22 protein-coding genes are annotated in these 18,775 nt (G+C 65.8%); 11 read left to right on the top strand and 11 right to left on the bottom strand.

Translation table 11 applies throughout. The annotated features are described in order from the left end of the window. The first annotated feature begins 100 nt into the window (after nucleotides 1-100). The 5 genes from ACSFDB_RS08310 (at nucleotide 101) to ACSFDB_RS08330 (ending at nucleotide 4,679) form a co-directional block, all read left to right on the top strand. Nucleotides 101-733, top strand: coding sequence for a heme NO-binding domain-containing protein (locus tag ACSFDB_RS08310; protein WP_440770535.1), 633 nt, complete (start codon nucleotides 101-103; stop codon nucleotides 731-733). Beyond that, the gene (locus ACSFDB_RS08315; RefSeq protein ID WP_440770536.1) at nucleotides 726-2,345 is read left to right on the top strand and encodes a methyl-accepting chemotaxis protein; all 1,620 of its coding nucleotides are present in this window, start codon (nucleotides 726-728) and stop codon (nucleotides 2,343-2,345) included. Before ACSFDB_RS08310 ends, ACSFDB_RS08315 begins: the two co-directional genes overlap by 8 nt. A gap of 147 nt (nucleotides 2,346-2,492) precedes the next feature. Continuing rightward, nucleotides 2,493-3,596: a molybdate transporter family protein gene (locus tag ACSFDB_RS08320; RefSeq protein WP_440770537.1), complete on the top strand. Its 1,104-nt coding sequence runs from the start codon at nucleotides 2,493-2,495 to the stop codon at nucleotides 3,594-3,596. 488 nt (nucleotides 3,597-4,084) lie between these two features. Next, the gene (locus ACSFDB_RS08325; protein ID WP_440770538.1) at nucleotides 4,085-4,213 is read left to right on the top strand and encodes a hypothetical protein; all 129 of its coding nucleotides are present in this window, start codon (nucleotides 4,085-4,087) and stop codon (nucleotides 4,211-4,213) included. After that, a complete protein-coding gene (locus ACSFDB_RS08330) occupies nucleotides 4,206-4,679 on the top strand; it encodes a DUF7384 family protein (RefSeq protein WP_440770539.1) in 474 nt (157 codons plus the stop codon). The genes ACSFDB_RS08325 and ACSFDB_RS08330 overlap by 8 nt, the downstream gene beginning before the upstream one ends. 5 nt (nucleotides 4,680-4,684) lie before the next feature. Here ACSFDB_RS08330 and arsM read toward each other — a convergent pair whose 3' ends face one another. From arsM to pcp, 6 genes are all read right to left on the bottom strand, one after another. Next, nucleotides 4,685-5,455 carry an arsenite methyltransferase gene (gene arsM / locus ACSFDB_RS08335; protein ID WP_440770540.1) on the bottom strand — a complete coding sequence of 257 codons (771 nt, stop codon included), beginning with the start codon at nucleotides 5,453-5,455 and terminating at the stop codon, nucleotides 4,685-4,687. A gap of 33 nt (nucleotides 5,456-5,488) precedes the next feature. Beyond that, the gene (locus ACSFDB_RS08340; RefSeq protein ID WP_440770541.1) at nucleotides 5,489-5,878 is read right to left on the bottom strand and encodes an ArsR/SmtB family transcription factor; all 390 of its coding nucleotides are present in this window, start codon (nucleotides 5,876-5,878) and stop codon (nucleotides 5,489-5,491) included. A 195-nt stretch (nucleotides 5,879-6,073) separates the two neighbouring features. Then, a complete protein-coding gene (locus ACSFDB_RS08345) occupies nucleotides 6,074-6,625 on the bottom strand; it encodes an XTP/dITP diphosphatase (protein WP_440770542.1) in 552 nt (183 codons plus the stop codon). Nucleotides 6,626-6,676: 51 nt separating this feature from the next. Continuing rightward, the gene (locus ACSFDB_RS08350; protein WP_440770543.1) at nucleotides 6,677-7,867 is read right to left on the bottom strand and encodes a glucosamine inositolphosphorylceramide transferase family protein; all 1,191 of its coding nucleotides are present in this window, start codon (nucleotides 7,865-7,867) and stop codon (nucleotides 6,677-6,679) included. 262 nt (nucleotides 7,868-8,129) lie between these two features. Further along, on the bottom strand, nucleotides 8,130-8,414 hold the full coding sequence (locus tag ACSFDB_RS08355) for a DUF5808 domain-containing protein (RefSeq protein ID WP_440770544.1): 285 nt from the start codon (nucleotides 8,412-8,414) through the stop codon (nucleotides 8,130-8,132). Nucleotides 8,415-8,514: 100 nt separating this feature from the next. After that, on the bottom strand, nucleotides 8,515-9,135 hold the full coding sequence (gene pcp, locus ACSFDB_RS08360; protein WP_440770545.1) for a pyroglutamyl-peptidase I: 621 nt from the start codon (nucleotides 9,133-9,135) through the stop codon (nucleotides 8,515-8,517). Nucleotides 9,136-9,282: 147 nt separating this feature from the next. Here pcp and ACSFDB_RS08365 point away from each other — a divergent pair, with 147 nt between their 5' ends. After that, the gene (locus ACSFDB_RS08365) at nucleotides 9,283-9,456 is read left to right on the top strand and encodes a YgaP-like transmembrane domain (RefSeq protein ID WP_440771095.1); all 174 of its coding nucleotides are present in this window, start codon (nucleotides 9,283-9,285) and stop codon (nucleotides 9,454-9,456) included. Nucleotides 9,457-9,498: 42 nt separating this feature from the next. Here ACSFDB_RS08365 and ACSFDB_RS08370 read toward each other — a convergent pair whose 3' ends face one another. The 3 genes from ACSFDB_RS08370 to ACSFDB_RS08380 form a co-directional block, all read right to left on the bottom strand. Further along, nucleotides 9,499-11,181, bottom strand: a complete 1,683-nt coding sequence (locus ACSFDB_RS08370; protein ID WP_440770546.1) for a bifunctional N(6)-L-threonylcarbamoyladenine synthase/serine/threonine protein kinase — start codon at nucleotides 11,179-11,181, stop codon at nucleotides 9,499-9,501. 178 nt (nucleotides 11,182-11,359) lie between these two features. After that, nucleotides 11,360-11,494: a 30S ribosomal protein S27ae gene (locus tag ACSFDB_RS08375; protein WP_006090065.1), complete on the bottom strand. Its 135-nt coding sequence runs from the start codon at nucleotides 11,492-11,494 to the stop codon at nucleotides 11,360-11,362. 1 nt (nucleotide 11,495) lies between these two features. Then, the gene (locus tag ACSFDB_RS08380) at nucleotides 11,496-11,813 is read right to left on the bottom strand and encodes a 30S ribosomal protein S24e (RefSeq protein ID WP_006090066.1); all 318 of its coding nucleotides are present in this window, start codon (nucleotides 11,811-11,813) and stop codon (nucleotides 11,496-11,498) included. Between the two features lie 206 nt (nucleotides 11,814-12,019). Here ACSFDB_RS08380 and ACSFDB_RS08385 point away from each other — a divergent pair, with 206 nt between their 5' ends. After that, entirely contained in the window at nucleotides 12,020-13,252 is a 1,233-nt protein-coding gene (locus tag ACSFDB_RS08385; protein ID WP_440770547.1) for a PQQ-binding-like beta-propeller repeat protein, read from the top strand. Nucleotides 13,253-13,254: 2 nt separating this feature from the next. Continuing rightward, entirely contained in the window at nucleotides 13,255-14,046 is a 792-nt protein-coding gene (locus tag ACSFDB_RS08390) for a hypothetical protein (protein ID WP_440770548.1), read from the top strand. Nucleotides 14,047-14,114: 68 nt separating this feature from the next. Here ACSFDB_RS08390 and ACSFDB_RS08395 read toward each other — a convergent pair whose 3' ends face one another. Beyond that, entirely contained in the window at nucleotides 14,115-15,176 is a 1,062-nt protein-coding gene (locus ACSFDB_RS08395; RefSeq protein WP_440770549.1) for a WD40/YVTN/BNR-like repeat-containing protein, read from the bottom strand. A gap of 184 nt (nucleotides 15,177-15,360) precedes the next feature. On the opposite strand from ACSFDB_RS08395, the gene ACSFDB_RS08400 reads away from it, so the two are divergent. Next, on the top strand, nucleotides 15,361-16,854 hold the full coding sequence (locus ACSFDB_RS08400; RefSeq protein ID WP_440770550.1) for an ATP-binding protein: 1,494 nt from the start codon (nucleotides 15,361-15,363) through the stop codon (nucleotides 16,852-16,854). Nucleotides 16,855-16,874: 20 nt separating this feature from the next. On the opposite strand, the gene ACSFDB_RS08405 is transcribed toward ACSFDB_RS08400, so the two are convergent. Beyond that, nucleotides 16,875-17,609, bottom strand: coding sequence for a helix-turn-helix domain-containing protein (locus ACSFDB_RS08405; protein WP_440770551.1), 735 nt, complete (start codon nucleotides 17,607-17,609; stop codon nucleotides 16,875-16,877). 381 nt (nucleotides 17,610-17,990) lie between these two features. Between ACSFDB_RS08405 and ACSFDB_RS08410 the strand changes: the two genes are divergently transcribed. Both ACSFDB_RS08410 and ACSFDB_RS08415 read left to right on the top strand, forming a co-directional pair. Next, nucleotides 17,991-18,314: a hypothetical protein gene (locus tag ACSFDB_RS08410; protein ID WP_440770552.1), complete on the top strand. Its 324-nt coding sequence runs from the start codon at nucleotides 17,991-17,993 to the stop codon at nucleotides 18,312-18,314. A gap of 224 nt (nucleotides 18,315-18,538) precedes the next feature. Next, nucleotides 18,539-18,766 (top strand): DUF8106 domain-containing protein, encoded by a 228-nt coding sequence (locus ACSFDB_RS08415; RefSeq protein WP_440770553.1) that lies wholly within the window; start codon nucleotides 18,539-18,541, stop codon nucleotides 18,764-18,766. Nucleotides 18,767-18,775 lie beyond the last annotated feature (9 nt).

An 18,775-nucleotide genomic window follows, 5' to 3' on the forward strand; every position in this document is an offset into this window, starting at 1 on the left:
GGGTGAACCCCTAAGGACCACTACTGGTAACGGACGATACCATCATGAGATCTGATAACTCAGGAGCGACGAACCGTATCGGGCCAAAACGGGGGACCGAATGCACGGCATTATTCTGAAGACGCTACAGGCGTTCGTCGTGGACACCTACGGCGAGGACGCCTGGTTGACGATCCAGCGCGAAGCGGACATCGAGGAGAAAGTCTACGTGCCCGTTACCGTCTACCCGGACGGCGACGTGTACGAGATCGTCCGAACTGCGGGCGAACTGACCGACCAGAGTCCGCGAACGATCCTGAGCCAGTACGGAAAGTGGGTCGTTCCGGCGCTGCTCGAGACCTACGACCTCCACATCGACGACGAGTGGGACGGACTCGAGCTCATCGCGAATATCCAGCAGTTTCACACGTCGTTGCGAACCCGAGATATGACGACGCTGACGACGCCCCGGATTCGATCGGAGCGAGTCAGCGACCACCACGTTCGGATCACGTACGACTCCGACCGGAAGCTGTGCGACGTCGCACGCGGGGCGATTCAGGGCGTCGCAGCCCAGTTCGACGAAGAACTGGTCGCCGAAGAGCAGACGTGCATGCACGAGGGCGACGACGCCTGCCGGTTCGACATTCGTCGGACCGACGCCGCGATATCGACGACCGGCACGGAGGCGACGTTCGAGTTCGGCGAATCCGAGCCGACGACCGAAGCCGCGAGCGGAGGGCCGGATGTCTGAGTCTGCGACGACCGCCGACCGTCAGTCGGGGATTCCGAGCGTGATACAGTCCCAGCAGCCGATCGGCTTCGGGGTCGTCGTCACGCTCGTCGGACTGCTCGGTGTCGGCATCGCTGCAGTTGCACTCGAGCAACTGACACCGGCCGTATTCGGCGTCGCCGTCGGTGGCGTCGTCACCACTGGGCTGGCTGCCACGGCGATCGCTGCGATATCCGACGGGCGAACCGCACCCCGCCAGCGCGACGACCTGCGGGAGGCGATCGACGACGTATCCGATCGCGCAGTCCGTCTCGAGGCGGGCGACCACGACGTCTCGTTCGCCACCGAGCGAGACGACGAACTCGCGCGACTCGAGCGCTCGCTCGCGTCGGTTCGCGACCGCCTCGCGCGGGGCGAACGGACCGATCGGTCGTTGACCGAACTCGAGTCGATGGTCGAATCACACGCGAAAACGACGCAGTCGGTCGCCGATGGCGACCTTACCCAGCGGTTCGGTCAGCCCGGAACCCACGACGCGGTCGACGAACTGGCCGACAACTCCAACGCGATGCTGGCCGAGATCGAGGACACGTTCGCGACGCTGAAGTCGTTCTCCGGTGAGGTCGTCACCTACAGCCACGAGCTCAACACGAGTGTGGAGACGGTTCGGGCCGAGGGTGACCGCGCGAGCGAGACGCTCTCCGACATCGCCGAGACGAACGAGGCCCAGCACGAACAGCTTCGAACCGTCTCGACCGAGATGCAGACGTTCTCGACGACGATCGAAGAAATCGCCGCGACGGCCTCCGAAGTCGCCGACAGGGCGGACAGAACTGCCAGAGTCGGACAGGAAGGAGCGCGCGCCGCCAGCGACGCGATCGAAGGGATGGACGTGATCGATACGGAAACCGAACGGACCCTCGAGGAGATCGAACAGCTCGAAGCGGAAGCCGAACGAATCGACGATCTCATCGAGTCCATTAGCAATATCGCCGAGCAGACGAACATGCTCGCGCTCAACGCCAACATCGAGGCCTCTCGATCCGCTGGCAGCGCCGACCAGGGGTTCGGTGCCGTCGCCAACGAGATCCAGACCCTCTCCGAGGAGGTCTATGACTCGGTCCAGTCGGTCGAAGACCGCCTCGAGCAGCTTCGGACGCGGGCGATATCGGCTGCCGACGAGGTTCGAACCAGCCGCGACCGCATCGAGGACAGCGTTGACGACGTCGAGCACGCGGCGAGCGCGCTCGAGCGGATCGCCGGCCTTGCCGAGCAAACGAACGACGGCGTTCAGGAGATCTCCGCGGCGACCCAACAACAGGCTTCGGCGACCGAGGAGGTCGTCGCCATCGTCGAAGACGCCGCGGAGACGAGCGACGGTACCGCGACGATGTCGGCCAGGGCCGCCCGGCGTGCGTCCGCGCAGGCGGACGCCCTCTCTCACGTGGCCCACAGCGCGACGGTCCTCACCGAACAGGCCGGCGAGTTGAACACCCACCTCGAGCGTTATGCGACCGGAACCGGGTACGAACTCCCCGAAGCGAGAACGGCCGACGACGTCGATCCGGAGGCCGTCTCGACCGCCAACCCCTCGACGCAGACGATCGGGAAGGGCGAACCGGCCTCGCGATAGCGATTCCGACGCGTCCGCGTTGGCTCCGTCCATTTACTGTCGGACCTCGGTCGGCATCTGTAACTGAATCCGCTAGCGCCAAACTGTGGTGAAATCGGAATCAGTTACGGACAACAGTAAAGTGTGTCTTAGCCATAGCAGACGTCAATGGCGTATTCGTCCAGCACTGCGGCCGAATCCGACCTCGAGTTTTCGACGTCGGAACTGACGGGTGCGCTAGGAGATTCGGTTACGGTTCTCCCGTTACTGGTTGCGCTGGCAGCGACCACGAGTGTCTCTCTCCCGCACGTGCTGGTCGGCTTCGGCGTCTTTCAGATCGTCTGGGGGATCTACTACGGGATGCCCATGTCCATCGAGCCGATGAAGGCCCTGATCGGGCTCGCGATCGTCGGCTCGCTTTCGTATCCTGAACTCGCCGCGGCCGGGCTCCTCGCGGGCGGCGTCTTGCTCGCCGTCGGAAAGCTGGGACTCGTCGGTCAGCTCCAACGGGTGGTCGGCGAGCCCGTGATCCGGGGCGTTCAGTTCGCCGTCGCCCTGCTGTTGCTCGAGGCGGCCGTCGGCCTCTCGACCGGAAACGTCCCGGTCGCCGTCGCCGGGTTGGCCGTCGTCGGCTGTCTGGCGTTGGTCGGCTATCGGGCCGCGAGCGTCCTGCTAATTCTCGGTCTCGGCGGGGTCGCGGCCGTCGCGACGACCGGCGTTCCGACGCCTCGAGTCCCCGAACTCGCGCTCTTTCCCGCGGGAACGCCGACGCTCTCGACCGGCGCACTCGAGGGAACCGTCGCCCAATTAGGGATGACCGTCGGGAACGCCGCGATCGCGACGGCCCTGCTTTGTGGCGACCTGTACGATCGAGACGTTTCGCCCGACGCGCTCTCGCGAAGCATGGGTGCGACCTGTCTCGCGGCGATTCCGATCGGTGGGATCCCAATGTGTCACGGCAGCGGCGGGCTCGCGGGGAAGTACGCTTTCGGCGCTCGCACCGGGGGTGCGAACGTTCTCCTCGGGGTTGGTTACCTCGCGCTCGCGCTGGTGGCCACCGGCGCACTGTTGGCCGCGTTCCCGGTTGCCGTTCTCGGCGTCTTGCTCGTGGTTGTCTCGTTCGAGCTAGCTCGAGCAGCCTTCGAACCGGTCGCGGACCGACGGTCGCTCGCGATCGTCGTCGGCGTCGGTGCGGTCGGACTCGCGATCAACGTCGGCGTGGCGTTCGTGCTCGGGGCCGTCGCGTTCTGGGTGCTCTCGAGTCGGGCGTGACGAAACGTACCTCTCGGCAAACGTCGTATCGAGCCGGTTTTTCGGATCAGTGGTGGCGCTCACGATCAGCATAGGCAAACGCGTTACCGCTTGGACCGACCAAACCACGTGCGGTGGCGCGCGCTGTGTCGCGGCGAGCGAACAGCGAGGCGCGAGATAATGTCGTGCGAGGGATGAGCGAGTGAACACGTGAACGAGCGAGTCGGTTGGGGAGGACGTGGAAATCACTGCCGCCAGCGTGAGCAATACGCTCGGCATCACTGTTCGTGATCGATTGAGTTGACCGATCCGTTTGTACGACTGAGCACCTCGAGTCGAGCCCGTTTCACCAGCGAACGCCCGACAAGGCTGTTTTAGCGCTCGATCCGAGCCCTGACGCCCGACCACGCACATGCGACGACGACCACCGTACACCAATATATGCTATACGAAATCGGAGTTCCTCGAGAGACACCGCGCTTTTCTCCCCGGACTGCGAAGCATCGCCGATGACAGCGACCTGGGCCGAACTATTCGACCGCGCTGGGGAGTACGACGTCACGCTCGAGGACGTGCGGACGGCGGCCGACGATCAGCCGGCTACGGCAGCGACCGAGGAGGCGGCCAACGATGGCTGACCGACCCAATCCCGCACGCGTCGTCGCCGACGCCAACGTGCTCGCGGCCGACCTGTTCGTCGGCGGCGACGCACGTGAGGCCCTCGATCACGTCCGCAGCCACTCCTGGGTCGACCTCGTCGCGAGCGATCCGCTGCTCGAACAAACCGAACGGCTGGTCACGACGCTCGCGGACGCCGACCTGGCGGCCGGCCATCGCGAACGACTCGAGGCCGAACGAGTCGCCGTCGACCACCCGGACGGAGATCACCCGGCCCTCGCATCGGCCTATCGAGGCAAGGCTGCCCACGTGCTCTCCTACGACGAGGGGTTGGGATCGGCGCAGGCCGGCCTCACCTTACAGTCACGCGTCTCCGTTAGCGTCCGTCCGCCGGACGCCTTCGCGCGGCTGTTCGATCCCGAGAGTCTCTACGAGGCGGTCGAAGGCGGCGAGTATCCAGGGCCGGATCGAGACTCGCGCTCGTAACATCGTTAGGTCGGTTTTCCCGCCTCGATTCGCGCGGAGACGACCGGTAGGTCGTCGGTCCACTCACCTTCGACAGTGATCGACCCGTCCGTAAAGCCAACGTCGGCGAGCCACGTTTCCAGTTGGTCGATCGTGGCAGCGCCGCCGACGCAGGCGTCGACGGCATCGGGGTTGTCTCGGATTTCGTCGGGCAACGGCTCGGTCGCGACGAGGTCCGAAATCGCGAGCGTGCCGCCGGGCCGTAGAACGCGGTAGGCCTCCGCGAGCACCTGCCGTTTGTTGGGGGAGAGGTTGACGACGCAGTTCGAAATAACGGTATCGACGGTCGCGTCGGCGACGGGCAGGTGTTCGATCTCGCCGAGTCGGAACTCGACGGTTTCGTGATCGCTGTCGGCCGCGTTCTCGCGAGCGCGCTCGAGCATCTCCGGCGTCATGTCGACCCCGATAACACGCCCGTCGGGGCCGACCTCGCGGGCCGCGAGGAAGCAGTCGAAGCCGCCGCCGGAGCCGAGATCGAGCACCGTTTCGCCGGGCTCGAGGTTCGAAATCGCGACCGGGTTGCCACAGCCGAGTCCGAGGTTCGACTCATCGGGGACGGACTCGAGGTCGTCGGCGTCGTAACCGAGCGAGAGCGTGCGGTCCGGATCGGCCGCTATCTCGGCGTCGGAGTTTTCGCAACAACCGCCGCCGGTCGCTGCGATGTCGCCGTAGGTCTCGCGAACGTGCGTTCGCTGGTCGGTCGTCGCGTCGTCGTGGGGTGATTCGTTCGTCGTCATGGGTGGAGTACGGGTCGGAATGTACTATCGGGATCAGTCGTCCGCCGGAACGTCAACGGCAGCCCCCAGATCGAGCAGTTCGAAGACCGCCGTGTCGGTGATTCGGTAGTAGGTCCACTTCCCCTTCTTGCGGTCCGCGATCAGTCCCGCCTCGCGGAGCGTCCGGAGATGCGTCGCGACGGTCGACTGGGGGGCCTCGAGGACGACCTGCAACTCGCAGGCACACAGTTCACCGTCTCGAAGGGCCTCGAGGATGCGGACCCGGTGGTCGTTCGCGAGCGCGCCGAAGACGGTTACCTGCGTCTCGGTCCGGCCGTCAGCCGGCCGTCGGTCCTCGAGCCCGGCAACGGCCCCGTCGACGTCGTCGTAGACGCCTTCGAGCGCTTGACAGGCCGCCTCGAGGGCCTCACTGCTCGAGTTCATGTCGGGGTTGGTCGATCTGGGGTCGCGTTCGGAAACGGTTCGTGGTCGTCGGCATCGTGAAGAACATATCGTGCTATTCCGATATAAGTTTCTAGCCTAGTAAAATGAACCGCGACTATAGAGACATTTAGGGCCGTGAATAATTATTGATGGTAGAGGAAGTCTATCGAGCAGATCGGAAAAATTCGATTCGTACTATCTCTCGTTGTCGGCGTACCACTCCGCGAACGCGGCGAACGCGCGACCGCGATGACTGATCGCGTTCTTCTCCTCGGTGCTCATCTCGGCTAACGTCGCCCCGTTGTACTCGAAGATGGGGTCGTAGCCGAACCCGCCCTCGCCGCGCGGCGCGACGAGGGTCCCGGCGACCGATCCCTCGAAGGTCTCCGTTCCGTCGGCATCCGCGTAGACGAGGACCGTCCTGAAACGCGCACGCCGGTTCTCCTCTTCGCTCGCGAGTCGCCAGAGGCGTTCGACGCCGACGGTGTCCTCGACGTAGGCCGAGTACGGGCCCGGAAACCCGCCCAGCGCGTCGACGAACAGGCCCGTGTCGTCGACGACCACCGGCTCGTCGCTCTCGAGGGCCTCGAACGTCTCGCGGGCGCCGTGGGTCGCAATGTCAGCGAGCGAGTCGCTCTGCACCTCGGTGTAGTCGTACTGAACTTGTTCGACGGATGCGATACCGTCGAAGTACTCCCGCGCCTCGCGGACTTTCCCTTCGTTGCCGGTGACGAATCGGATGGTCATACGCTACTCGAGGCGGTGGCTCCCGGCCGAATATAGCCGTCGGTTCGCCGATCACCGCTCGGCGTCGACGTACATCCCGATCGCCCAGTGGTTATCCGAGAGCACGGACTGTCCGAACCCGACGTTTCCGTCGACGGCACACCGCCAGCCGTCACTGGTATGCCAGGCGTCGACGTGATGCATCCGGCCGGAGGACCAACCGAACAGCGAATCGGAGCCCTCGAGAACCGGCGACTCCGTACACTCGCGGTCGGCGTAGGTCGTCGGTGAGAGCGCCGTGATCTCGTACGCTCGAACCTTGTCACCGTACTGTCGGCGACAGTCCTGGTAGAACACGAGCAGTCGATCGTCTCGGAGGATGGGTCGGCCGGCGGGTCGCGTCGCGCTCGGTCGATCAGTGACCACGGGGTTCGCGGCGTGTGGCGTCCAGTCGTCGGCGCGAAGCGACTCGCTGTGGTAGACGTGAATCCGGTTCTCGTAGACCGAGTCACCGACGATCGCCCACCAGCGGTCCTCCCAGTGGAAGAGTATCGTATCGTCCGTCCCGTGATCGTTCGCAACGGGCGTCGCGACCGGCTTCCACACCGTCGGAAAGTCGACCGCCTCGTACAGCGTGACCGTCGTGCCGTCCGGACCGCCCTCCTCCGGGACCATGTAGCGCGTGCCCTCCCACTCGAAGACGTACGGGAACGAGAGGTGCTCGTCCGTCTCGAGAACGATCCGGTCGTACTCCCAGGTGAAGCCGCCGTCGGGACTTCTCGCGTGTCCGATCGCCGCCGGCGGCGTTCGATCCCGATTCAGAACCTCGAAGAACATGTGCCACTCACCGGTGTCGGTGACGAACAGGAACGGGTCTGCGACGAAGTCGACGGCGCCGAAGTCGGTGACGTCCCTCGCGGTGAGGACCGGATTGACGATCGTCGGATCGGGTTGTAACTCGAGCGGCTCCGTCGCAGGCGCGTCGCCCGACGGTGCCCGCGGGGACTGCTGGGTCGTCCCAACGCGACCGCCATCGGACGCAGCCGACGTCGACGTCGGTGAGGTAGCGCCCGTCCGAAGCCGCCGCCGAATTCGACGTGTGAGGGGAGGACACGTCTGATGGACGAACCGGCCGCAGTGCCAGGCCGCTCGAGACACCGTCCGCGAGTCGATCGCAGCCGAGCGAACACGCTCAACGATCGACGCGCTGTTGGACGACTCCGGGGCGGCATCACCGACTCTCCGTTCGTTCTTGCGAGACACTACGCGTGAGTGTCGCCACTGGTGACCATTGTTATCCTCCGATTGTTTCGGCGTCTCGAGAAACGCGAGGGGAACGTGGTGGATAACCCCCCACCTACCCTGAAACCGAGTCGACGATCCGACGGCGGATCGGACGGACTACCGCCGGAGAAATCGGTTCGTGTCGGCGTCGATCAGGCGATCCGACTCACAGGCGTGTTGTCGACGCGATCGACGGTGCGCCCGAAACGGTTCGCCCCCGTCCGCGATCGGCTTGCAGCGGTTAGGTATCGTCTTCGTCGACGATGACTTCGACCGGTTCGTCCTCGCGCTCTTGGCTCTGGTCGGCGGCACCCTGTTCTTGCTGCCAGAGGAGCGCGCCGGCGACGACCACGACGACCCACGATCGCCAGTTGGCGAGATTCAGCGTGTAGCCGACGCCGAAGGGTTTCTCGACGAGCATCCCTTCGCCGGGCTGCCAGTACGACGAGAGCATGCGGCCCATGCTGGGTCGTTCGAAGTTGTACGGTACCCCAAGAATCTCTCCGGAGCTCGGCTTGTCTGCCATGCGCGAACGTACATCCTCCCCGGATATGAGTATTGGGTACTCGTCTCTCTGCTCGCAAGCAACCCTCCGAGGGACGCTCGAGGCGCTATCGCCGACGATTTCACCGTTCCGCGACCGCACGCTCGAGCCCGGCGACGAGGCCGTCAGCCATCGCCTCGAGGGCCAGACTGGGCTCGCCGTCGTCGCGTTCGGCCGCCTGCTCGTGCGACAGGGGAACGTGGACGAACCCGGCGCCGAACTCCCGATCGCTCGTTTCGACGAGATGGCGCGCGGCGTAGAGCAGGTTGTTGCAGGCGTGCGTTCCAGCGTCGGTCGACAGCGTCGTCGGCACACCGGCCTCGAGCATCGCCTCCTTCATCGTTCGAAGCGGCAGCGTCGCAAAGTAGGCGTCCGGGCCGTCGTCGATCGCCGGCTCGTCGACCGCCGTTCGCTCCTCGTTGTCGGGGATTCCCGCGGTATCCCGAAGGTTGATCCCGACGCGCTCGAGCGAGAGCGTGTTCCGACCGGCGGCCAGCCCGAGTCCGCAGACGATATCGGGGTCGTGGTCGTCGATCGCGGCCTCGAGTGCCGGACGGACTCGGTCGAAGACAACAGGGAGTTCCCGCCCAACAATTGTCGCGTCGCCGACGGTCGTGCCGTCGAGGCGGGTCGCGAGCTGGCTCGCGGGATTTCGCTCGAACTCGCCGAACGGTTCGTAGCCGGTGAGCAGGATTTCGGACATCGGTCGCATCTCCAACTGATCGGGCATGAGTGCCTCGATTCGACGACCACGACGCGAACGGTTTGCACCCCAATATCCTTACAGTAACGTATGAAACGCAACGTCGGCGGTCTCGATCGGATCATCCGAGGCGTCCTCGGCATCTGACTGGTCGTGGTCGGTGTGGCAGCCTACTCAGAAGGGAAACGCGAACGCGCCGCGATCGCGGCCGTCGCGGGACTCGGACTGCTCCAGAACGCGCTGACCGGTTTCTGCGGCGGAAACCTGCTGTTTGGACTCGACACGACTGCCGACGGGGGCGACGCCTGTTCGCTCGAGTAACGGAACCCATCCACTGCGTACGAGTCGCCGCCTTCGTTTCGTCTACGTCCCGTCCACGTAGCGACCGCGTCCCTCGACATCCCGCAGGCGCTCGAGCACTCCCTCCTCGCCGACCTCGCGGTAGCCCTCCCGGACCGCCTCGCGCAGCGGTTCGGGATCGTCCGCGGTGCCGACGAGGCTCTGATCGAAGACGTGGAGATCCATCGCGTAGTCCTCGACGTGGTCGGTGTGATAGCCCAAGCCAAAGTCAATGAGATGGGTGCGGTCCGGAGCCGGCTCGCGGCCGTCGGTCGCTCGCTTCTCCGGAAACCCGTCGCGTCTCCCCACCCTCACGTTCCGCGTCGTCGGGTCGCCGTGGACGAACCCCGCTCGGTGCAGTCGCGCGAGGTGGCGGCCGACGTCGCGAACGCGCTCGGCCGTGAGGGCGTCGCGGAGGTCGGCGTCGCCGACGTACTCGAGTTCCAGTCGCGCCTCGAGCGGATCGACGTCCGACAGCACCGGCGTCGGCACGCCCTCGCGACGGGCGAGACTCGTCAGTCGGGCCTCGAGGGTCGTCCGCTCGCGCCGGAGTCGGTCGTCGAGGGCGGGGTGGCGGTAGCGCTTCGACTCGCGGTGTTTCGTGACCCGTCCGGCATCGGAGTCGAGCGAAACGAGGGCTTCAGCGCCGCGGACCCGGGTTTCGCCGTCGGCTCGCCCGGCCGCGAGTTCGGGCTCGTCCGTCCGCCAAACGACGGGCACCTGATCGGGCCGGTAGTTCGGGTCGACGCGCGAGTCCTCGAGCGCCAGCGTGTCGCCCGCGTCGTACATCTTCGCGCCGAGGACGGCGATCATGCCGGCGTTGTCCCGCAGGAATCGCGCCTCGGGGGCGTGGAAGTCGGCGCCGCGCTGGTCGCACATCGCCTCGAGCATCTCGCGCAGGCGGGCGTTCTGTCCGACGCCCCCGCCGAGGACGAGTTCGTCGCTGCCGGTCAGCGAGAGCGCACGTTCGGCGACCTCGGTGAGCATCCCGAATATGTTCTCCTGAAGGGAGAAGCAAACGTCCTCGATCGGCGTCCCGTTATCGTGTGCCTGCTTCGCGGCGCTCATGATCCCCGAAAAGGAGAAGTCCATCCCCTTGACGACGTAGGGGAGGTCGACGTACTCGCCGTCTTCGGCGGCGGCTTCGACTTTCGGCCCGCCGGGATGGCTCCAGCCGACGTGGCGGGTGAACTTGTCGATCGCGTTGCCGACGCCGGTGTCCATCGTCTCGCCGAGGACGCGATACCGGCCGTTGCGGTAGGCCAGCAGGTGTGCGTTCGCGCCGCTCGCGTTCAGGCAGACGGGGGAGTCAAAGCCCGAGGTGTGCCGGCCGATCTCGAGGTGGGCGACCATGTGGTTGACGCCGACGAGGGGGACCTCGAGCGCCTGACTCAGCGCGCGCGCGGCCGTGCCGACGATGCGCAGGCAGGGACCGAGACCCGGACCCTGCGAGAACGCGACGGCATCGATCGGCGGTTCCGAGGGCGGACCGTCGCACGTATCGCGAGCGTGCTCGAGTGCGGTCTCTACGACGCGCGGAATCGCGTCGTGCATGTGTTCGGCGGCTTCGCGCGGGTGGATGCCGCCGCTGTCAGGTTCGTAGGCGTCGCTCTCGATGAATACGTCGTCGGTAGCGCCATCGTAGACGGCCGCGCTGGCCGCCCAGGCGGTGCCTTCGATGCCGAGAATTCGGGTGTCAGAACTCACGTGTGTGGGGTAGGTGTCTGCGGATCGAACAACGGGTGCGTGCAGACACGCCGGTTCGCCTCGATCCGCTCACGGGTCGCTGCTCACGGCGATCGCCGTTCGCGAGACCCTCGTTTCACTCGAGTCTCGCGTTCCCCGTTCGCGTTACTCGAGGCATCTCACTCCGTTCGATACCTCGCTACTCCCACTCGGTGTAGCCGCACTTGCCGCAGTGGGTGCGGTCGCCGTGGTCCGCGAGGAAGACGTCTCCGCAGCGGGGGCACTTCTCGCGCTCCGTGGTGCCGTCGTCGTTGTAGAGTTCGTGTCGTGCCATCTCAGGCCTCCTCCGCTTCCGGCTCGGCATCCTCTTCGGCGGCGCCGATCTTGTTGCGCTCGAGCATGTGGTCCTGCTCGACGTCGCGGGCGTTGTCGGCCGTGTCGTAGACCTTCGCCTGGCCGACGGTCTTGCGCATCCCGAACTTGGTGTCGAGTTTGCGAACGACGACCTCGTCGGCGTCCTTGTTCAGTTTGGCCGCGAGACTGTCGCGAACCTGCAGACGCGAGGGGGTCGCGTCCTCGTGGGTCAGTTCGAAGGTGACGTCCGTTCGATGCAACATGGGGTTCTCCGTTTCGGAGATGATGTCGACGTCCATGATATCACTCAGTTACACTACTATCCCCGTGTAGCGCCTAAAAGGATTTCGAAGCATGCAGCCGATCGCACGGGCACTCGAGTCGGTCTCTCCGTCGACGGGCGAGAACGCCGCTCCGTCGAGTGCGCCGACGCCGACGAACGCCGTTGAATTCGGCTTCAACGAATGAGAGTGTTTACATGTTTTGTGGACGAATCCCGTCGGTGATGCCCTCCAGACGACACGTACTCGCCGGCGGCGGTCTCGCCCTCGCGGGGGTCGCCGGCGGCCTCCAGTTCGTCGACGGACCGATCTCACCCGGAGCGACGACCGAGACCGACTGGCCGATGGCGCGGTACGACCCCTCCGGAACCGGTCACAATTCAGCCGCTTCGGGGCCGAAAGACGGCGTCGAGGTCGCGTGGCAGCGTGACAGGGAGTCGCCAATGTACGGGCTGGCGGCACCGATTCTCGTCGGAGAGACGCTATACGTCGTCGGCCGAGGGTCGCTCGTCGCGTTCGATCGGACTACCGGCGACATTCGATTCGCACGGGACGGTCGCTACTGGTCGACACCTGCTCGAGCCGAAGCGAGAGCCTACCGACACGACACGCTCGCCGTCAGCGGCCGCAAGGGGATTCGCGGAGTGAGCGCCGACGGCGGCTACGCGGCGTTCGGGCGGTCAGTCGGCACCGAGCGCTGGCACAGCCACGGTGGGGAGCTCCGGCGCTGGTCCAGTTCGTCGCCGCGGGAGCCGTCGCCTGTCACGGCCGACGGGACGGTCTACGGGGTCGTTCCCGACACCGACCGCGTCGTCGCCCTCGATGCGAGCAGCGGCCGCGTCCTGTGGGAGCGAACGGTCGGCGACGAGCGGTCGATCGGTTCGAACCGACCGGCGGTCCGCGACGGGACCGTCTACGTCTCGAGTCGTCCCGGTGACGTCGTCGCGTTCGACGCCGAGACGGGCGACACTCGCTGGAGCGTTAGGCCGGATCCCCACGCGGACAGCGCCCTGAACTACCGTCACTTCGGGCCGGCGACGGCGACCGATGCGGGGCTGGTCATCCCCGAACAGGAGGGCGTCGTCCTGCTCGACCGGGCCGACGGCAGCCTCCAGTGGGAGTACGTCTACGACGGGAACGCTACCGACGGAAGCGCTGCCGTCGCCGGCGGGACCGTGTTCGTCACCGACGGCACGGAATCACTGCACGCGATCGACCTCGAGCGCGGCGAGCGAGAGTGGACTGCCGACTACAGCCCCGACACGGACCCGGTCGTCGCCGACGGCGTCGTCTACCTCGGCTACCAGTTCCCGGAACTGGTCGCGATCGACGCCGAGACGGGCGACCGACGGTGGACCTACGAGGAGCAGACCTACTTCACACAGCCGATCGTCGGCGACGGTGTGTTGTACGTCCTCACCGACGAGGGACTGCTGGCCCTCAAGGAGGCGAGTTGACCGTGTCGCGCGACCGAAACGGCGGATACGACCGGCGGACGTGGTCCGTGGGGCCCGTCCTCTCGGCGGCCGTTGACCGGCTCCGTCGGAACCCGTCTCTACTCGTTCCGTTCGCCGTCGCGGGGATCGTTCTCTCCGTCGTCGACGCGCTCCGACGGCGCGATCCGATCCCGACTCTCGAGTACGCCGGGCTCGACGAAGCGACGGTCTACGTCGAGTTTCCCGGCTATCCGACCGGAGTAGGGCAGACGACACTACCCCTCGAATCGCTCGTCGGACTCGAGGCGCCGTACTTCGCGTGGGGATTCGGACTGTACGTCCTCTCCGTGCTCGCGGTCTCCCTCGCGGGCGTTGTCACCGTGACCCGCCTGCTGGACGGCGAGGCGCAGTTCGGACCGCTCCCGTCGTATCTCGGGCTCGTGGTCGGAATCGACCTCGCGCATCGGCTGCTCGGCTCGATCGGGTTCCTTCAGGAGATGGGGCTGCTCGGGCTCGTTCCGCTGGCAGCGTTGTTTGCCGTTGTGGTGTGGCTCTTTCCAGTTCCCGGACTCGTTGCCGCTGGCGTGTCGCCCTGGACGGCGATCCGGCATGCCGGCGCCTGGACCCGGGGCGTTCGCTGGTCGGTGCTCGGACTGATACTCGTCCTCGGAATCGGCACCTGGCTTCTCACCAGCGTTCCCGTCATCGGCGCGTTCTTAGGGAGCGCGCTCGTCGCTCCGGTTCACGCCGTCGCAATCGTCTCGCTGTTCGAACACCGCCGCGACGGATGGGCCGGGACGCCGATCGAACCGTGACGCTAAGCCACTGAAACGGCTTCTACACCGATCGCGACGGTGTCCTGCGATCGCGGGTTCATTGACCTTCAGTGGCTACTGTAGCCGTCGAGAACCGCCAGACCGCGCGGCGTCTGCGTCTCGAGTTCCGCCGGCCAGTCGACATCGATGCGCTCCCAGCGGCCGCCGAAGTCCTCGCTGGCGAACAGGCCTCGGTTGTTCAGCGCGTAGACGACGCCGTTCTCGCGCGTCGTGTCGAAGACGGCCCGAACGACGCCGTCGCCCGTCGGCAGTCCGTGATCGTCGAGTCGGTCCCACGGCTCATCGTCGGTACGGCGGTAGACGTACGACTCGGCCGTCTCGGCCGTGTGGGCGCTCCGAGCGCCGCTCGCACTCGAGATGATGATCGAGTTCGGATCGCCCGGGTCGGCCGCGAGCCCCCAGCAGTAGGTGTGCTCGAGGCCTTCTTGGGGCTGTGTCCAGGACTCGCCGCCGTCGTCGCTCTCGGCGTAGCCGTCGCCCGCGGCGGTGTAGACGCGGCCCTCTCGGTCGGGGTGAATCGCCAGCGTGTGGTTGTCCCGTCGAGAGCCCTCGGGGCGTTCCTGCCAGGTCTCGCCGCCGTCGGTGCTCAGGACGAACGCGCCGGCCTCGATGCCGATGTAGAGACGGTCGGGATCGAACGGATCGACCTCGAGCCAGCGGACGTGGTGGGTGTGGGGACGCGGCGGGAAGTACCACTCCTCGGCGGAGGGGAGCTCGGTCAGTCCCGGGAGCAGGGTCCAGGAGTCGCCGCCGTCCGCGGAGCGGTAGACGCGACTCGGCTCCGTGCCGGCGTAGACCACGTCCGGATCGTGGGGGCTGATCGCGAGCGACATGACCGCGTCGCTGACGAACTCGGTCTCGAGGCGCTCGAACGACTGGCCGTCCGCACCGGCGCCCGGTTCGTCCGCTTCGCCGTCCGCCGCCTGCGCGCGAAAGAGTCCGTCTTCGAAGGTCCCGACGAAGACGCGATCCGAGGCAGCGGGGGAAGCCGCGACGCACTCGAGGTCGTGGCCCTCGAGGTGGGTCGTCACCGTCCAGTCGGCGTCGGTCGGTCCGTCGGGCGTACACACGAGGAGTCGGTCGCGGAGGGCTGCATAGAGGGTCGACATGGTGAGACGGACGGGCCCCAGCTACAAACGATCAGGGGGTGGTGAAGCGGGACGGAGTCCGAGACGACTCGACGACCCGTCTCGACTCGGAGAGACGAATCAATCCGGGTTTCGCGACGGATCTGTCGACGGGACTGCCAATTGATTTATCGTGACCGTTCCCCCATCGGCTACTGTCACACCGATGAACTCGAGTGCTCGCCTCGCGATTTCAGCGGTTCGCGAGCACTCGGTTTCGATCGTCGGAATCGTCCTCCTCGCCATTGTCGGCGCGTACGCGTTCGTGTTCGGCGGCCCCCTCGCACTGCTGGTCGTCGAACTCCTGGTTCCGGGGGCGATCGGCGCCGCTCTCGTCTGGTACGGGCTCCGATCGCAGGCTCGCGAGAGCGGGACGCAGCGGGCGGATATCGTCACCGCGTCCTCGGTTACCTGCGGTGCGATCGTCGCAACGTTCTGCGCCTGGAGTATCTATCTCCTCTCGATCAGAGCTGGATTTACCGGCGGGTTCGCCCAGCCGGTGCTCAGTGCGCTAAGTACCGGTATCGCCTTCGGCGCGGTTCTCGGCCACGTCTACGTCGAGTTCGCCCACCACTATCGCGAGAACGCACAGCTGTCCCAGGCCATCGACGCCTCGATGGACGGCATCGCCATCGTCGTCGACGATTACCACGCCTACGCTAACGACGCCTACGCCGCCCTCTACGGCGTTCAAAGCGCGGCGGCGCTCGAGGGAACGCACTGGGAAACGCTGTACACGAAGGCCGCCCGGTCCACCGTCAAACGCGAAGTCCTCCCGGCGCTGGAGGAACGACGCTACTGGCGGGGAACGCTGACCGGCAAGCGCGCCGACGGGACGACCTTCCCCCAGGACGTCACGGTGAGCGCTCTCGAGTACGGCTCCGTCGTCGTCGCACGCGACGTCTCGGAGCAGCGCGACCGCGAACAGCGCATTCAGGTGCTCAACCGCGTGCTTCGGCACAACCTCCGGAACGCCGTCACCGTTATTCAGGGCCACGCAACCCTCGCGGGCGAGCGGGACTCGACCCTCGAGTGCCGTCACGTCGCCCCCATTCTCGAGGAGATCGACGATCTGATGACGACGGCCGACAAGGCCCGCGGCGTCGAGCGGACGCTCGAACGGAACGGCGCGACAGAACTGGTCGAGACGACGGCGGTGGTGCGGTCAGTCGTCGACCGCGCGCGAGCCGCGTACCCCGACGCTCGAATCATCACGCAGGTCGACGAGCAGGGATCTGAGGCGACCAGACCGAGCGTCGACGGCAGCATCACCGACGCGCTCGACGAACTGGTCGCCAACGCGATCCAGCACAACGGGCCCCGTGACGACGGTAATTCGGACGGTGCGGACGGCGACGTTCCGACCGTCGAAATTGCCGTCCGCACCGTCGCGTACGAGACCGAGTCCAGACTCGAGTTCACGGTCACCGACGACGGCGACGGCATTCCCGACGCCGAACGGCGGGCGGTCCTCGATGGTCGGGAGACGCAACTTGAACACAGCTCCGGGCTGGGCCTGTGGCTCGTCGCCTGGATCGTCCAGAACGCCGGGGGCGACCTGCGCTTTGCGGATCGGCCCGGCGGCGGCACGATCGTCACGCTCTCGTTCCCGCAGGAGCAGTCGGTCTCGGCGGATGCGGCGACGCGAGCGGCTCCGTAACCGGACTCGGCCTCGGCTGTCTATTGCCTCGACTGCGGCCTCGGTTCCGCGTTCGATCCGGTCTCCGACGTCGAGTTGTGCTCTGTGGCCGACGTACCGCCGGTGATCACCGTCGACATGAGCTGGGACTCGATTCGACGGAGATGTTGGCCAACGGTCCCTGCCGAGCAGCCCAGTCGCTCGGCGATATCCTGATAGGTCACCGCGCGGGGCTCCTGGTAGTAGCCCGCCTCGATCGCGACGGAGAGCACCTCGCGTTGGCGCTCCGTCAGATCGGTTAACGGCTGTCCGTCGGAGGGGTCGTACCTGCCGAGGCGTTCGATCTCGAGGTCGACGGCGTCTCGCGTCTCCGAGACGAGCGACTGCAGTTCGCTCTCGCAGCCGATCTGAGAGACCCGAAGGCGCGCGTTCTCGGGTCCGGTGTACTCCATCGGATAGTCGAGCAAGACGGCGTGTCGCCGGTGGATCTCGAAGAGCGTCGTCGTCAGCTCGCTCGGCTGGTAGTGCATCTGCAGGATCGTGTTGCCGTCGACGTCGCTGAGCAGGTAATCGAAGACCTTCGAGTCGGGATGCTCGAGTGCGCTGATGATGTCCCCTCGGTCCCCTCGGATCTCACGTCGCGTAACGATCGTCCCGTCGGTGAGGAAATCGATGTCCTGTATCGTTCTGAGGGTGACTCCGCACTCGCGCAACAGCGCTTCCCCCGGATCGAAGTATCCCTGTTGTGGCGTGAGTACGTATGTCACATATCGCATATCGCATCCCAATACTGTGCTGACTAATAATATTTCTGGTTAACGATATATTGAAGAAAGAATTTAACGTAAAATCACGAAGGATAGGTTGCGGCCAACGGCTATTGGTGATCGTTGGACTCCGTCGTCGGGTGGGCCAGACGGAACATTTCGGTTCGCGGTGCGGGTCAGGGCCGTTTCGAGGGAGCACCGATCGCGCTCGTCCGGAAACGAGGGTCGTCGAACGGCGCAAACGATGCGTACTCGAAACGCTCGACGAACAGTGCTCGACTCGAGTGCGGTCGACCGCGCGACTCAGATCCGGTCGTGTTTCGCGGTAGTCACGATGCCGAGACTTCCACCAGAATTAATACACCTCGAACACCAACCGATGGGCCGACAATGACCGACCGGCCGCCGTCCCCGCACACGCCAACCGCCCTCCCCGCGACCGCCACCGACGAGGACCGTATCGTCGCAACCACGCCCCAGCTCACCGCGCGCATCGAAGCCGCGGCCGGCTGTCGACTCGACGATAGTGTCCTCGAGGAGTTGCTTCTCGAACTCGACCGCGGCGAGTACGTCGAGTGGGTGACGATGACTCGAAACGGCGACTATGTCTGGGATCTAACCGACTCGCCCGACCGGATCGCCGACGCCGTAGCGACGGTCGTCGTCGAGCGCTTCGAAGGGTGGCTCGAGGCCCAACTAACCGGGAGCGCGTAGTCGACGACGGCAGCGCTCGAGTCGGATCGTGTGCAGCCGTCTCGACCCCGTGCACGCTTGTCTCGAGCACGTCGCTCACGCCCGTTTCGAGACGACGGTCATCGACGCGTAGTTCGGCAAATTCGTGGGAGATAGTCTCACTGTCACGGGATTGATAGCCGCTATCACACGTCGAACACGGTTGACACCAACGGGGTTATGTCCACCCAGTTCGGACCGCTGGTATGACACTCCCCGCCTCCACCACCGACCCCCTGATACCCGATAAGACGATGCTGTACTGTTTCGACTGCGGCCACGAGAGCCCCATCGAGGGCGACTGGAACCGGCGACCGAACGGCGACGCGGTCGACTACGACTGTCCGATCTGTCGGACAACGATCACCAGCCGACCGAGCCGGGATCGGCAGCCGGCCGGTGACGCGCGGTTGCTGCAGTGCTCGAGCGACTGACCGACCTGT

It is taken from the genome of Natronorubrum amylolyticum (assembly GCF_052040145.1).
Lineage (GTDB): Archaea > Halobacteriota > Halobacteria > Halobacteriales > Natrialbaceae > Natronorubrum.

Coding starts and splice junctions, on each gene's coding strand:
- ACSFDB_RS08400 (WP_440770550.1), top strand. CDS start 15,361: ATGAACTCGAGTGCTCGCCTCGCGATTTCAGCGGTTCGCGAGCACTCG.
- ACSFDB_RS08340 (WP_440770541.1), bottom strand. CDS start 5,878: ATGAACTCGAGCAGTGAGGCCCTCGAGGCGGCCTGTCAAGCGCTCGAA.
- arsM (WP_440770540.1), bottom strand. CDS start 5,455: ATGACGACGAACGAATCACCCCACGACGACGCGACGACCGACCAGCGA.
- ACSFDB_RS08315 (WP_440770536.1), top strand. CDS start 726: ATGTCTGAGTCTGCGACGACCGCCGACCGTCAGTCGGGGATTCCGAGC.
- ACSFDB_RS08375 (WP_006090065.1), bottom strand. CDS start 11,494: ATGGCACGACACGAACTCTACAACGACGACGGCACCACGGAGCGCGAG.
- ACSFDB_RS08310 (WP_440770535.1), top strand. CDS start 101: ATGCACGGCATTATTCTGAAGACGCTACAGGCGTTCGTCGTGGACACC.
- ACSFDB_RS08355 (WP_440770544.1), bottom strand. CDS start 8,414: ATGGCAGACAAGCCGAGCTCCGGAGAGATTCTTGGGGTACCGTACAAC.
- ACSFDB_RS08385 (WP_440770547.1), top strand. CDS start 12,020: ATGCCCTCCAGACGACACGTACTCGCCGGCGGCGGTCTCGCCCTCGCG.
- ACSFDB_RS08395 (WP_440770549.1), bottom strand. CDS start 15,176: ATGTCGACCCTCTATGCAGCCCTCCGCGACCGACTCCTCGTGTGTACG.
- ACSFDB_RS08405 (WP_440770551.1), bottom strand. CDS start 17,609: ATGCGATATGTGACATACGTACTCACGCCACAACAGGGATACTTCGAT.
- ACSFDB_RS08345 (WP_440770542.1), bottom strand. CDS start 6,625: ATGACCATCCGATTCGTCACCGGCAACGAAGGGAAAGTCCGCGAGGCG.
- ACSFDB_RS08320 (WP_440770537.1), top strand. CDS start 2,493: ATGGCGTATTCGTCCAGCACTGCGGCCGAATCCGACCTCGAGTTTTCG.
- pcp (WP_440770545.1), bottom strand. CDS start 9,135: ATGTCCGAAATCCTGCTCACCGGCTACGAACCGTTCGGCGAGTTCGAG.
- ACSFDB_RS08330 (WP_440770539.1), top strand. CDS start 4,206: ATGGCTGACCGACCCAATCCCGCACGCGTCGTCGCCGACGCCAACGTG.
- ACSFDB_RS08325 (WP_440770538.1), top strand. CDS start 4,085: ATGACAGCGACCTGGGCCGAACTATTCGACCGCGCTGGGGAGTACGAC.
- ACSFDB_RS08410 (WP_440770552.1), top strand. CDS start 17,991: ATGACCGACCGGCCGCCGTCCCCGCACACGCCAACCGCCCTCCCCGCG.
- ACSFDB_RS08380 (WP_006090066.1), bottom strand. CDS start 11,813: ATGGACGTCGACATCATCTCCGAAACGGAGAACCCCATGTTGCATCGA.
- ACSFDB_RS08415 (WP_440770553.1), top strand. CDS start 18,539: ATGACACTCCCCGCCTCCACCACCGACCCCCTGATACCCGATAAGACG.